Source organism: Streptomyces sp., from assembly GCF_031178505.1.
In the GTDB taxonomy this organism is placed as follows: domain Bacteria; phylum Actinomycetota; class Actinomycetes; order Streptomycetales; family Streptomycetaceae; genus Streptomyces; species Streptomyces gulbargensis.
The window spans coordinates 1-12,361 of record NZ_JAPSIW010000122.1 but is presented as its reverse complement, the minus strand read 5'-3'; the positions used below and the strand labels follow the sequence as shown (position 1 = coordinate 12,361).

The window sequence follows — 12,361 nt, the reverse complement described above, 5'->3', positions numbered from 1 at the left end:
ACGTCCGTCTCGGCCTCCTCGAACTCCTTCAGGACCTCCTCGGCGGCGGTCCGCGGGTGGTCGGCGTTCCCCTCGGTGGCGCGGTGCTGCGACATGGGATCCCTCTTCCTTGCGTTTCGTGGTCCTGGGACCTCTTTTGTACGCGTTCCGGTACCCGGTGTCGTGCGCTTCACGCCCCGCCGGCCGGAGCCCCGGGCCGCAGGGGATCTCGCGCGCGCCTGAGGCCGGGACGGCGCGGGGCCGCGCGGGCGGACAGCGGGGCAAGAGGCGCGCATACCCGCCCGGTTCGGGGGCACACGGAACCGGAGCGCATGGGACCGCCCTCACCGGCGGGTCCGCGGCATCCCCCGTTCCGCGGACCCGCCGAACCGGTCGTGCGGCTCGTACCGGGCAGGGTGCGGGCCGCATGACGTTCCCCTGTCCGGCGGCCGGCGTCCCCGGCAGGAGGCACCGCCGGACCGTTTCAGCCGCCGCCCCGACCCCTCCCCGGGGCCCGCCGCCCCCGCGTCGCCGCGAGCACCCCTCCCAGCACGGCGATCACCGCCAGGGCCAGGGCGATGCTCACCCAGCCCTCGGTGTCCCAGTAGACGTCCTCCAGGCTGATCAGCAGCGCCGCCTCGTCGAGGATCAGGGCCGAACCGACGCCGTAGGCGAGCCCCATCCAGGCACGCGCGCGTGCCGAGCGTTCCACGAGGCCCGCCGCTCCCACCCCGGCGAGCAGCAGGATCCCCCACACGTAGTGGTGGATGTGCACTCCACCGGCCTGTACGTCGCCGATGCCGGCCACGTCGATGTGGATCAGCCAGGTGAGCAGGCGCATTCCGCCGAAGGTGAGGGCGAAGCCCCACCAGGCCAGGACGAAGCCGCGCCGCTCGGAGGAGATGCCCGGGAGGAGGCGCAGCCACGGCGACCGGTGTTCCGTGCGCGTCGACGGCGGTCGGCCGGTCGTCCGTGGGGTGTGCGACGGGGTCATGCGGTCTCTCCTGTCTCCTCTGCCACTGCGGCCTCTCGCGCTTCTTCGGCCACGAATTCCTCGATCAGCCGGGCCACGGTCTCCGGCGCGCTGTAGTGCGCCGCGTGCGCGGCGCCCGGGACGTCGGCGGCGCGCCCGTCGGGGAGCAGCCGGGCCACGCGCCGGATCCAGGCGTGGGAGGCGATGGTGTCACCGGCGCCGCGGACGACGAGCGTCGGCACGTCGACCCGGGCCAAGTGCCCCTCGAATGCCCCGGCCGCGTCCCGCAGGGCGTGACGCAGGGACGCGGCGAAGCGGAGGGGGCCGGTGAGCAGGTAGTCCGCGACGGCGGTCGCGAGCAGGGAGAGCGGTTCCCGGGGTGCGTCCGCGAGGAGCCGGCCGCAGTGGCGGGGGGCGGACACGCGCGGTTCGAGAGCCGGGCCGAGCAGGACGAGCCGCCGGACCAGCCGCGGATGGCGGACGGCGAGGGCCGCGGCCACCTGGCAGCCGACCGAGTTCGCCACCAGCAGGCTCGGGCCGGGGGAGAGGCGCCGGTGCCAGCGGGCCAGGGCGTCGGCGGCCTGCTCGACGTCGGGCATCCGGCGCGCGGCGGCCCTCGACCACGCGTTGCCGGGCAGGTCGGGTACGAGCACGGTGGCCCCGTTCGCGGCCAGCCGGCGGGCCAGGGGAACGAAGTACCGGCCCGAGAGGCCGAGCCCGTGCACCAGGACCACGGCCGTGCCGCCCGCCCCGGGCCGCGGGCCGAAGGAGCGGGTGAAGAGACCGGCGCGCACCCCCTGTTCCCCCCGCTCCGAACCTCCGTGCCACCGGGGGATGCCGCGCTGGAGGGCGTCGGGTGTCTGCTCGGTCACGTCGGATCCCTTTCGGCTGTACGGCACACGGGCGCTGCTGCCCCGAAGGAATTCCGGGAAACGACGTCCGTGAGGCGCGCGTCCGGGGCGACGCTGGCGGAGCGGGCGGGACGCCCGGCGTCGCGCCCGGGCACCGGCCTCGGAGCCAGGGCCCGGCGACACCGTGCCGGAACGCGTCTCCCATCGCACGCGAGGGGGTACGCGGCGCGGAGCCGGACGCCGGCGGCGCCCGGCGGTGAGGGCGAGTTCTCCGGTGGTCCCGCGGGGCGTGACGGGGTCGAGGCCCTCGGCGCGCCGGTCCTCCCCACCACGCATGGACGGCGTGGACGTACCGGGACCCGTCCGGCGGCGGCCCCTGGCGAGAACCATGAGATCCGCGCCCGATCCCGTGCCTTCGCACCACACCCTCGCCCTTCGGGCCGTGTGAGACGGTGAGCGCCCGGCGCGCCGGTTCCGTACGGCGCGCCGCTGTGACGCGGAGAGAAGGGTTCGTGGTGGAGAAGGTGACGTTGTCGGCGTGGCCCACGCCGATGGAGGCGGCGCCCCGGCTGGCCCGGGCGATCGGTCTGGCCCCGGACGACCTGTGGATCAAGCGGGACGACCTGACCGGGCTCGGCGGCGGTGGCAACAAGGTCCGCAAACTGGAGTGGCTGGTCGCCGACGCTCTGCGGTGCGGTGCCGACACCCTGGTCACGACGGGCGGCCCGCAGAGCAACCACGCGCGGCTCACCGCCGCCGCGGGCGCCCGGGCCGGCCTGGACGTGGTGGTGGTGGTCCCCGGTGCCGTCCGCCCCGACCGGCCCGGCGGCAACCTCCTCCTGGACGCCGTACTCGGCGCCCGTGTCGTGTGGGCCGGGGACGCCGCACCCGCGGAGCTGGCCGGGCAGGCCGAGAGGACCTGCGCCGAACTGCGCGAAGGCGGCGCCGTGCCGTATCTGGTGCCGTTCGGCGGTTCCGGCGTGCTGGGGGCCCGCGGATACCGCGCGGCGGGTGAGGAGATCCTCGCCCAGCAGCCCGGTGTCCGGCACGTCGTGACCGCTCTGGGTTCGGGTGGCACGATGGCCGGTCTGATCGCCGCCCTGGGCGTCGACCGGGTCCTCGGCGTCGACGTGGGCGCGCTGCCCGACCCCGCGTCCGTGGCCGCCGCCTTCGCGTCGGAACTCACCGGCGGCCACCTGACGGCGGGCCGGCTGCGCGTGCGCGGCGACCAGGTGGGCGAGGCCTACGGCATCCTGCACGAACCCGTCCTCGACGCCCTCACCGGCGTCGCACGCACGGAGGGCGTCATCCTCGACCCGGTCTACACCGGGCGCGCCGCGGCCGGACTGCTGGCGGCGGTCCGCGACGGGGACATCCGGCCGGGCGAGCGTACGGTCCTGCTCCACACCGGAGGCCTGCCGGGGCTGTTCGGGCATGCCGAAGCGGCACACCGCATCGGCCAGAGCCTGGACACGTACCCGTGACACCCGGCCTTCGCGCGTCGCCGCGACGAGCGGCGCGCCTCTCGTCCGGCGACCGCCTGACCCGGGGCGTGAGTGGATCATCAGCGGGACGTTAGGGGCGGGGCCCAGGGTGGGGACCGTCGATCTTTCGCGTCCTGCCCCGAGGAGTCCGCAAGTGAAGAAGTACAAGGCCACCGTTGTCGCGGCCACCGCGTGCGTGAGCGCGCTGCTGGTCGCGGGGCCGGCACAGACCGCTCAGGCGGACGGTGCCGCGGACAACTGCAACGCGGCGGACACGGTCGCTCCGGGTTCGTTCGGGACCGGCACGCTGACGTGGTGCATCCTGGCGGCCAAGGAGAGCGCCGAGACGAAGAAGACCGCCCGGGAGAACTTCGTCAAGGGTCTGCTCGAGATGCTGACGAACCACACCGGCGGCAACTACAACATCATGATCTTCGACATCAAGGGCAAGAACGCCTTCGGGGACCCGTGGTTCGTCAACCACTACACGGAAAGTCTTCAGGACGTGGCGTTCCAGGGGGATGTCGACTACCACGACGAGACCTCGCGGGAGGACCAGACCTACCGCATCTGGATCTTCTCCGGCGGCGGCAGCTTCACCAACCACGGGGACGGCGGCTGGATCAACTGGGGCTTCTACGGCCTGTGGGACCGCAACGGCTCCACCATCGACTTCCGGTCCACGATGCCCCCCGCGGTCCCCGGCGTCCCCAAGGGCGAGACGCCCGGCCCGGGCGACACCCTCCCCACCCCTGGCGTACCGGCCCGCCCGGTCCTCCGTTCCTTCAGCGGACCTGAGGCACCCGTCACCGAAGCCGAACGCCCGCCGGTCGGCGTCCCCGTGCAGTTGAGGACCGTCAACAACCTCGGGGCCGTCGCGACGAACACCTCCTCCGGCTCGTCCGTGGTCGCGGGCAAACTGGGTACCACGAGCGGTACGTGGACGTTCAAGGACGCGGGCGACGGGCGCTACGAGATCGCCAACGGCCACGGCCCGGTCCTCACCGAGAACACCAGCACCTACTACGCCCAGATCAACACCTGGAAGGGGAGCTCGACCCAGAAGTGGCAGGTCATCCCCCTCGGGGGCGGCGCCCACCAGATCAGGATCAGCGATCAGGACTGCCTGACCTACCACGAGGACTACAAGAAGCTCGGCGTGTGGACCTGCGACGGCTCCGCGGGCCAGCGGTGGACCATCGCACGCTGACCGTCCCGCCCGGCCCGGGCCCCTCGGGCCCGGCGGACGCGGTCCGACAACCGGTCGGACCCCCGTTCTCCCAGGTCAGGAGGGCGGGAGTACCGGGCGGCCGCCCCATTCCGGCGGCCGCGCGAGCCGGACGCGGTGCCGTCCCTCAGGGGGCTCAGCTCGCCGGGGCGGCGCCACGGAAGGTACGCCGGTACGCGATCGGCGAGACGCCGATCGCGGCGTGCAGGTGTTCGCGCAGCGAGGTCCCGGTGGCGAAGCCGACCCGTCCCGCGATGTCGTCCACGGCGAGATCGGTGGTCTCCAGCAGATGCCGGGCCCGGGCGACGCGCTGCTGGATCAGCCAGCGGCCGGGACTCGTGCCCACCTCCTCGTTGAACCGGCGCGCGAAGGTCCGCAGACTCATGCGGGCGTGGCCGGCGAGGTCCGCGAGCGTCAGGGGCTCGCGCAGGTTCTCCAGTGCCCATTGGCGGGTGGCCGATGTGCTGCTGGCCGGGTCCGGGGGCAGCGGGTACTCGATGTACTGGGCCTGGCCGCCCTCCCGCCACGGCGGCACGACGCAGGCCCTGGCCACGTGATTGGCGACGGCGGTGCCGTGGTCCCGCCGCACGAGATGCAGACAGACGTCGACACCGGAGGCGGCGCCGGCCGAGGTCAGCACGTCTCCGTCGTCCACGAACAACACCTCGGGGTCCAGCGCCACCTCCGGGTACCAGGACCGGAAGACGTCGGCGACGGCCCAGTGGGTGGTGGCGGGCCGGCCGTCGAGCAGCCCCGCGGCCGCCAGCACGAAGGCACCCGTACAGATCGACACGATCCGGGCCCCGGGGCGCACGGAGGCGAGCGCGTCACTCACCCGAGCCGGCAGCTCGCGCGACAGGCGGGACACGTCGAAGGGCGGCAGCAGCACCGTGTCCGCCGTCGCGAGCACCCCGGGGCCGTGCTCCACCGTGATCGAGAAGTCTGAGTTGGTGACGACGGGCTCACCGTCGACGGAGCAGGTCAGCACCTCGTAGCGGTCCGGAAGAGCCCCGAACACCCGGCTCGGGATGCCGAGTTCGAAGGGGTAGACCCCGTCCAGGGCGAGGACGACGACACGATGGACTGTCATGGCACGATCCCGTTGGAAGTTGGCATTCATGCCATGGTACGCCCCCGGGGGCTCCGGCGAGGCTGTGACGCATGACGAACCACGCCACCATGCGCGCCATCAGCCAGGACACCCACGGCACCCCCGACGTGCTGCAGGAGGTCCTCGTGCCGAGGCCCACCCCCGGCCCGAGCCAGATCCTCGTCGCCGTTCGCGCCGCCGGTGTGAACCCGACCGACTGGAAGCACCGCGCCGCCGGTCTCTTCCTCAACCGCCTGCCGCTCGTCCTCGGCTGGGACGTGTCCGGCGTCGTCGAGGCCGTCGGCTTCGGCGTCACCCTGTTCAAGCCGGGCGACGAGGTCTTCGGCATGCTGCCCTACCCGCACGGTGTCGGCTCCCACGCCGAGTACGTGACGGGCCCCGCCCGCGCCTTCGCGCACAAGCCGGCCGGCATCGACCACGTCCAGGCCGGCGCCCTGCCGCTCGCCGCCCTGACCGCGTACCAGGCACTCGTCGACACCGCCGGGGTACGAGCCGGGCAGCGCGTCCTGATCCACGCCGCCGCCGGCGGAGTCGGCCACCTCGCCGTCCAGATCGCCAAGGCCCGTGGCGCGTACGTCATCGGCACCGCCAGCGCCCCCAAGCACGACTTCGTCCGCTCCCTCGGCGCCGACGACGTCGTCGACTACCGCACCACCGACTTCCGCGACGCCGTCCAGGACATCGACGTGGTGCTCGATCCCCTCTCCGGAGACACCCGCGCCCGCTCGCTCGACGTGCTGCGGCCGGGCGGCATCCTCGTGTCGATCCTGCCGGGCACCGACCCCGAGGAGGCCGCGAAGGCCGCCGCCCGAGGGGTCCGTGTCGAAACCCTCCTCGTCGAGGCCGACCACACCGGCATGAACGCCATCGCCGGCCTGGTCGCCGCCGGCTCCCTGCGCGCCCATGTCGAGGCGGTCTTCCCGCTCGCGGAAGCGGCCCGGGCCCACGCGCTCGGCGAGACCGACCGCACCACCGGCAAGATCGTCCTCACCGTCTCCTGAGCCGTGCCGTCACCCGCCCCGTTCCGGTCAGGAGCGGACCGAACGTGACTCAGGGCCCCCGGCAGGTGCTGCCGGGGGCCGGCCGGGGCGGCGACCCGCGGGCGGTTCCGGTGCCCGTGTTCCTCCGTCGGAAGGGACCCTTCGACGGCTGGAAGGCCGCCCGAGTGGGGAAGGGGACGGTACGACCCGCGGCCCCACCCCCGCGGGACCGAGGAAGGACACATCCATGGCACAGGATCACCGGCCGACCGGCACGAACTACGGCACCCGCCCCCCGGCGACCGCCCCGAGCACCCCGCAGAACCGGCTCCTCCGGCTGGGCGCGCCGCCCGTCGCGGCGGCCGCGCTGACCGCGACCGTCGCGCTCTACATGGCCCTGGTCGCCTTCGGGAACATCACGGACTTCGGTACCAACCAGCAGTTCGTCCAGCACGTCCTGAGCATGGACACCACGTTCAAGGACCCCGACCTGATGTGGCGGGCGGTCGAATCCCCCGCCCTCCAGAACGCCGCCTACATCGCCGTCATCGTCTGGGAGACACTGGCCGCGGTGGTCCTCCTCGCCGCCACCTGGCTTTGGGGCCAGGGCCTGCGCCGCGGCACGTACGACCGCGCCCGCGCGGCGAGCACGGTGGGCCTGGTGATGGTGCTGCTGCTCTTCGGGGCGGGATTCATCGCGATCGGCGGCGAGTGGTTCGCCATGTGGCAGTCCTCCGACTGGAACGGTTTGGACGCCGCGGCCCGCAACGTCGCGCTGGCCGCCTTCACCCTCCTCGTGGTGCACCTGCCCGGTGTACGCCGGGCAGGTGCCGAACAGACCTGACGCGCCCCGCCCGTCGCCGGCGCCCCGGGGCCCCGGGGCGGCGGGCCGAAACCGCGCGACGCGCCCGGGGTCCCGTACGTGCCGGCACCGGCGGCGCCGCACGAACGGGGGACAGCGGCCGAAACCGTCGCACCCGCGGGGTGACGGCGGTGCGGTGGGCCACCCGCACTCCGGGCGCCGTCGCCGGTGACCGGAGCGGCGGATCAGCCCGTTGCCACCGCGCCCTGCGGCGCTCCGAACCACTCCTCCAGCGCCTCCGCCGGCCCGCCTGCCGATGCCGGCGTCCGCGCCCCCGCGTCGGCCGCCCAGGCCGTGAAGCCGTCCGGGCGGACGAGGACCGCCGCCAGCTCCGGGTGGGACGTACAGCCGGTCGTCAGCGTGTCGACGCGGCCGGCGTACCCCGCGGCGAGGGCCCGGAGCTCCGGGTCGTCGGTGAGGTCGAGCAGAAGCGCCCGCCCGGCGTGGAGGTGGTCCGCGAGGCGGGTGCCGCCGGTGAGTTCGAGGTCCGGGGCGCTGCGGCCGGTCAGCGGGTGCGCCCCCGGCAGTCCGTACCGCACTCCGGCCCCGTTGAGCCGCGCGGTGAGGTACGTGGTGCCCGCGACCGTCCCCGCCAGGTCGCCGACGATCTCCCGCAGGGCGCGGGACCGCGGGTCCGGGCGCATGGCCGCGACCTGCGACCGGGTCCAGTCCAAAACCCCGGCGCCGACCGGGTGCCGTTCGGAGGTGTACGTGTCCAGCAGCGCTTCCGGCGCCCGGCCGCCGATCACCGCGGCGAGCTTCCAGCCGAGGTTCATCGCGTCCCCGATCCCGAGGCTCAGCCCCTGGCTCCCGAACGCGGAGTGCACGTGCGCCGCGTCGCCCGCCAGCAGCACCCGGCCCCTGCGGTACTCGGTGGCCTGGCGGGCGTGGTCGGTGAAGCGGGTCGCGGTGCGCACCGCGGTGACCGTGACGTGCGCACCGGACACGCGGCGCAGCCGCTCCTGGAGGTCCCCGGCGGTGACCGGCGCGTTCCGGTCGGCCGGTGGGCCGCCGAACTCCACGGTGACGATGCGGCCCGGCATCGGCCCGTAGGCGTACACCCCGGTCCCCGTGGCGGTCCACCCGACCTCCAGGTCCTCGGCGCCGGTCATGTCCACGACCGCCTGATGGCAGGTGATCTCGGGGTCCGTACCGGGGAAGGCGAAGCCCGCGAGCTTGCGGACCGCGCTGCGGCCGCCGTCGCAGCCGACGAGCCAGGCGGCGCGTAGGGCGTCCCCGTGGCCGGTCCGCACGGTGACGGCTTCCTCGTCCTCGTCGAAGCCGGTCAGCTCCACTCCCCGGCGTACGTCGACGCCGAGCTCGGCCGCCCGCTCGCCGAGCAGTCGCTCGATCTCCTGCTGCGTCACGAGAGTGATCCCGGCGGCGGGACCCGCGTCACCGAGGCCCGGCTCCGTACGGTCGACCAGGTCGGCACGGAGCATGATCCCGGCGAAATGCCCGACGTAGCCGAGCCCTTGGCCGACAGCCCCGCCGTCGTCCCCGCCGTTCCGCTCCCGCATGAACGTCCGGAAGCGGTCCATCGCCTGCCGCTGCGCCTCGGCCAGCGCGGGCAGCATGCCCCGGCGGTAGAGAGCCTCGGCGGTGGGCAGGGTGATCGCCCCGCCCTTGATCGTCGGGTCCACCTCGGTGAGGCGCTCCAGAACGGCCACCCGCGCGCCGCCGAGCCGGAGCTCGCAGGCCAGCATCAGTCCGACCGGGCCGCCGCCGGCCACCACCACGTCATAGTCCATGGCGCCCACTATGACGGAGGGTCAAAAAGCCTCGTTCACCGCCCTGACCAGCCACAACGAGCGCCGTGCTGTCAAGGGGCAGGGTTCTGGGAAGAGGGACGGGAGGCGGGCCGCCGGACTCCTCCCCGATCCCGAGCGAGGCCACCTGCGGAGAATATTCACCCGGGCGCGGCGGGCGGGCAGCCGGTCAGGTCCTTCGGCCGGGGGCCGCGCCCGCCGCCGAACGCGGGGAAGGGTTCAGACCTTGCGCCAGCGCGCGTTGCACCACGAGAAGGCGCCGAACGCGACGAGACCGAGCGCGATCAGGGTGAGCAGCCAGGGCCCGGCCGGCGTGTCCGCGAACGAACGCAGCGTGTCGTCCAGGCCCTTGGCCTGTCCGGGCTGATGCCGGACGGCCGCGACGAGCGCGAACACACCCGCGGCGGCGAAGACGACGCCCCGGGCCGCGCCGCCCACCATCCCGAGGAAGTCGGTGACCTTGCGGGCCCGGGGCGACATGGCCTCGGTCCGCAGGTGCTTACGGAACTTCCTCATCAGGGCCCGCAGCGAGATCCACAGTCCGGCACCCACCACCGCCACACCGACGGCACCGACGATCCACTGTCCGCCCGGCCACGTCAGCACCCGGGCGGTGATGTCGTCGGTGCGCCGGTCGGAGGACCCGCTGCCACTGCCGGTGTTCCCGACCGCGTAGGCCAGCACGGTGACGGACACGAAGGCGTAGAAGACGAAGCGGGCCGCTGCCGCCGCCCGCTTGGACGCCTTGGTGCCGTTCTCACCCGCCCCGCCGAACAGCGCCTCGGACAGGCGCCACACCGCCATGCCGGCGAACGCGACACCGACGCCCCACAGCAGCGCCGCACCGAAAGGCCGGCCGGCCAGCTCGCTCAGAGCGCCACCGCGGTCGGCCTGACGCCCGCTGCCGTCACCGTTCCCGAAGGCGATCTGCAGGGCGATCACCCCGACGAGTACGTAGATCAGCCCGCGGGCGGTGAAACCCGCTCGGGCCGCGACGGCCATCGCCGTGCTGTCGGCCGCACGCCGTGCCTGACCCCGGCCCCGCAGGGCCACTGACTTCGCATCCATACACCCCCGATGCCCCGGCCTCGGCGTCCGACACCCGTTCGGCGGTGAACGGGGAACCGCGGGCGCATTCCGTACGCGCCGTGTCCGGCGGGCAGCCCCCGGAGGCCGGCGCTCACGACCGGTACGGCGCCCTCCGGGCGTCCGGAGCGCCGGCCCCCGCCCGAGGCGCCCCGTGGCCTCGTGCCTCCGCGGCACGAGCCGGGCGGCCGGGACCGGCACCCCGGGCACCCGCACCCGGCCGCCGGCGGTTCAGGCGTGACCCTCGCCGAAACGCGACAGGGCGATGGTTCCGGCGGTCGCGACGAGGAAACCGGCCAGGGCCAGCCAGCCGTATCCGGGCCGGGTCTGATCGTGCAGCAGCAGGATTCCGACCAGCCCGGGAACACACACCTCCACCAGCGTGCCGGAGGCCGTGGCCGTGGACACCGTCCCGTGACGCAGGGCCAGCACGTAGCTGAGGTACCCGCCCAGTCCGCCCAGGACCACGGCGTAAGTCGCCGGGTCGGTGAGGACGGCGGCCGTGCTGGAGGTGTCCATCACCCGCACCGCCAGGCTGGTGACACCGAATCCCACACCGGAAAGGGCCCCGAGGACGACAGCCGCTCTCCCGCCGCGCAGACGTGTGGCGAGAGAGGTGAGAGCGAGCGCGGCCACCGGAACGCCCAGCAGCATCAGGTCGAAGGCCGTGCCGGCGGAGGTGGCACCCTGCGGGCCCGATCCCAGGGCGAGGAGAACGAGGCCGGCGACCACGACGGCGACCGCGGCACCGTCCCGGACGTGCAGGGGCACCTTGAGCAGCCGGACCGCGGCCACGGCCGTCACCGCGAGGCTGGCGTTGGTGACCGACTGCACGACGAACAGCGGCAGACTGCGCAGGGCGATCACACTGAACGCGAAACCGCCCATGTCCAGCGCCGTTCCGATGAGGAACGGCCCCGACCTCATCAGCCTGGCCGCCAGTCCCAGACCACCACCGTGAGCGTCATGCTGTTCGGCCCGCGCCGCACGCGCCTGGACGGCCGAGGCCATGCCGAAACAGACGGTGGCCGCCGACGCGGCGGCGAGTCCGCCCAGAACACTCCCCATCAGCCGGACGGCGTCCCGGTTCGCGACACCCACCGGTGTCCGTCCCGTGCCACCGCCCCGGCCAGCAGCAGGAACCACAGGCCGACCAGCAGGAGATGCACGCGCTGAGCCACCCCGTGCCAGCCGGCCAGACCGAGCAGCGCCCCGACGGTCCCCAGCGCGCTCACCAGGGCGCCCCCCAGCAGCCACGGGCCCCACCGCCCCACCGGTTCCAGCCCTCGACGCCCCCTCCTGGCGGCGGTGACGAGCAGCGCCATGGACGCGAACAGACACAAGTGGACCAGGGCGCTGGTCACCGTGTGCCAGGGGTGAACGGCCCGGCAGCCGTCCTCTGCCGACGGAGCGCACCCCATCGGCACCGCCACGTCCGCCAGCGACCAGACCGCGAAACCCACCAGCGCCCACCAGCCGCCGGCCTCCGTCCTCGAACTCGCCCACCCGGCCCGAGATCGCCAGGCCCCCCAGCCCAGCAGCACGGCGCAGATGACTTCGGCCGTGCCGAAGATCCGCCGGAACGGCTGGCCCGTCGCGTAGAGCTCGCTGACGTAGGCGTGCCGTGGGTCGAGGCCCGTGGGCAGGACGGCCTCCAGCACCCAGCTGTTGTAGAGCACACCCGCCACGGCCAGCGCCGTCGCGGCAGCCACCCCTGCTGCCGGCAGCGCGGTGTCCGCCCCCGGGCGTTGTGCGTGGACGTGAGGAGAGGTGCTGTCTCCCGCCGACTCCATCTGCGTCTCCTTGATCAGCTTCCCCCGCCGTAGGCAGAGGGTGACATGGCATGACAGTAAGTGACGATGATGGTGTCGTCGCGGGGGCGTGCCAGAGCAGCGGCGCGCCGTCCGGTGCCTCACTCCGCGTCGCGCGAGGGCGGTGTGGGACGGGGATCCGCCTGGCCGGTGATCCCGTCCGGTGCCGCGGCGGACAGGCGTGGGGGAGTGCTCAGGGGCGCCCCCGGCACGAACGGTGCCGGGGG

11 protein-coding genes are annotated in these 12,361 nt (G+C 74.0%); 4 read left to right on the top strand and 7 right to left on the bottom strand.

What is annotated here, in order from left to right:
* Positions 1-463 precede the first annotated feature (463 nt).
* Together RIF68_RS11690 and RIF68_RS11685 are read right to left on the bottom strand one after the other, a co-directional pair.
* Positions 464-973, bottom strand: coding sequence for a hypothetical protein (locus tag RIF68_RS11690; RefSeq protein WP_309051122.1), 510 nt, complete (start codon positions 971-973; stop codon positions 464-466).
* On the bottom strand, positions 970-1,824 hold the full coding sequence (locus tag RIF68_RS11685; protein ID WP_309051121.1) for an alpha/beta fold hydrolase: 855 nt from the start codon (positions 1,822-1,824) through the stop codon (positions 970-972). Before RIF68_RS11685 ends, RIF68_RS11690 begins: the two co-directional genes overlap by 4 nt.
* A gap of 491 nt (positions 1,825-2,315) precedes the next feature.
* On the opposite strand from RIF68_RS11685, the gene RIF68_RS11680 reads away from it, so the two are divergent.
* Together RIF68_RS11680 and RIF68_RS11675 are read left to right on the top strand one after the other, a co-directional pair.
* The gene (locus tag RIF68_RS11680) at positions 2,316-3,287 is read left to right on the top strand and encodes a pyridoxal-phosphate dependent enzyme (RefSeq protein ID WP_309051120.1); all 972 of its coding nucleotides are present in this window, start codon (positions 2,316-2,318) and stop codon (positions 3,285-3,287) included.
* 154 nt (positions 3,288-3,441) lie between these two features.
* Positions 3,442-4,497: an RICIN domain-containing protein gene (locus RIF68_RS11675; RefSeq protein WP_309051119.1), complete on the top strand. Its 1,056-nt coding sequence runs from the start codon at positions 3,442-3,444 to the stop codon at positions 4,495-4,497.
* 154 nt (positions 4,498-4,651) lie between these two features.
* On the opposite strand, the gene RIF68_RS11670 is transcribed toward RIF68_RS11675, so the two are convergent.
* The gene (locus tag RIF68_RS11670; protein WP_309051118.1) at positions 4,652-5,605 is read right to left on the bottom strand and encodes a helix-turn-helix domain-containing protein; all 954 of its coding nucleotides are present in this window, start codon (positions 5,603-5,605) and stop codon (positions 4,652-4,654) included.
* An 89-nt stretch (positions 5,606-5,694) separates the two neighbouring features.
* Between RIF68_RS11670 and RIF68_RS11665 the strand changes: the two genes are divergently transcribed.
* Together RIF68_RS11665 and RIF68_RS11660 are read left to right on the top strand one after the other, a co-directional pair.
* Positions 5,695-6,627: an NADP-dependent oxidoreductase gene (locus tag RIF68_RS11665; RefSeq protein ID WP_309051123.1), complete on the top strand. Its 933-nt coding sequence runs from the start codon at positions 5,695-5,697 to the stop codon at positions 6,625-6,627.
* Between the two features lie 226 nt (positions 6,628-6,853).
* Positions 6,854-7,450: a DUF2165 domain-containing protein gene (locus RIF68_RS11660; RefSeq protein WP_309051117.1), complete on the top strand. Its 597-nt coding sequence runs from the start codon at positions 6,854-6,856 to the stop codon at positions 7,448-7,450.
* A gap of 203 nt (positions 7,451-7,653) precedes the next feature.
* Here RIF68_RS11660 and RIF68_RS11655 read toward each other — a convergent pair whose 3' ends face one another.
* The 4 genes from RIF68_RS11655 to RIF68_RS11640 all read right to left on the bottom strand — a co-directional run bounded on the left by RIF68_RS11655 (position 7,654) and on the right by RIF68_RS11640 (position 12,116).
* Positions 7,654-9,219 (bottom strand): FAD-dependent monooxygenase, encoded by a 1,566-nt coding sequence (locus RIF68_RS11655; RefSeq protein ID WP_309051116.1) that lies wholly within the window; start codon positions 9,217-9,219, stop codon positions 7,654-7,656.
* Between the two features lie 237 nt (positions 9,220-9,456).
* A complete protein-coding gene (locus RIF68_RS11650; RefSeq protein ID WP_309051115.1) occupies positions 9,457-10,305 on the bottom strand; it encodes a DUF1206 domain-containing protein in 849 nt (282 codons plus the stop codon).
* A 249-nt stretch (positions 10,306-10,554) separates the two neighbouring features.
* The gene (locus tag RIF68_RS11645) at positions 10,555-11,391 is read right to left on the bottom strand and encodes a hypothetical protein (RefSeq protein ID WP_309051114.1); all 837 of its coding nucleotides are present in this window, start codon (positions 11,389-11,391) and stop codon (positions 10,555-10,557) included.
* Positions 11,391-12,116, bottom strand: a complete 726-nt coding sequence (locus RIF68_RS11640; protein WP_309051113.1) for a DUF998 domain-containing protein — start codon at positions 12,114-12,116, stop codon at positions 11,391-11,393. The genes RIF68_RS11645 and RIF68_RS11640 overlap by 1 nt, the downstream gene beginning before the upstream one ends.
* Between the last annotated feature and the right edge of the window lie 245 nt (positions 12,117-12,361).

What these genes read in the sequence shown, in the direction of transcription:
- RIF68_RS11690 (WP_309051122.1), bottom strand. Translation starts at nt 973, where the DNA reads ATGACCCCGTCGCACACCCCACGGACGACCGGCCGACCGCCGTCGACG.
- RIF68_RS11670 (WP_309051118.1), bottom strand. Translation starts at nt 5,605, where the DNA reads ATGACAGTCCATCGTGTCGTCGTCCTCGCCCTGGACGGGGTCTACCCC.
- RIF68_RS11665 (WP_309051123.1), top strand. Translation starts at nt 5,695, where the DNA reads ATGCGCGCCATCAGCCAGGACACCCACGGCACCCCCGACGTGCTGCAG.
- RIF68_RS11660 (WP_309051117.1), top strand. Translation starts at nt 6,854, where the DNA reads ATGGCACAGGATCACCGGCCGACCGGCACGAACTACGGCACCCGCCCC.
- RIF68_RS11655 (WP_309051116.1), bottom strand. Translation starts at nt 9,219, where the DNA reads ATGGACTATGACGTGGTGGTGGCCGGCGGCGGCCCGGTCGGACTGATG.
- RIF68_RS11650 (WP_309051115.1), bottom strand. Translation starts at nt 10,305, where the DNA reads ATGGATGCGAAGTCAGTGGCCCTGCGGGGCCGGGGTCAGGCACGGCGT.
- RIF68_RS11645 (WP_309051114.1), bottom strand. Translation starts at nt 11,391, where the DNA reads ATGGGGAGTGTTCTGGGCGGACTCGCCGCCGCGTCGGCGGCCACCGTC.
- RIF68_RS11640 (WP_309051113.1), bottom strand. Translation starts at nt 12,116, where the DNA reads ATGGAGTCGGCGGGAGACAGCACCTCTCCTCACGTCCACGCACAACGC.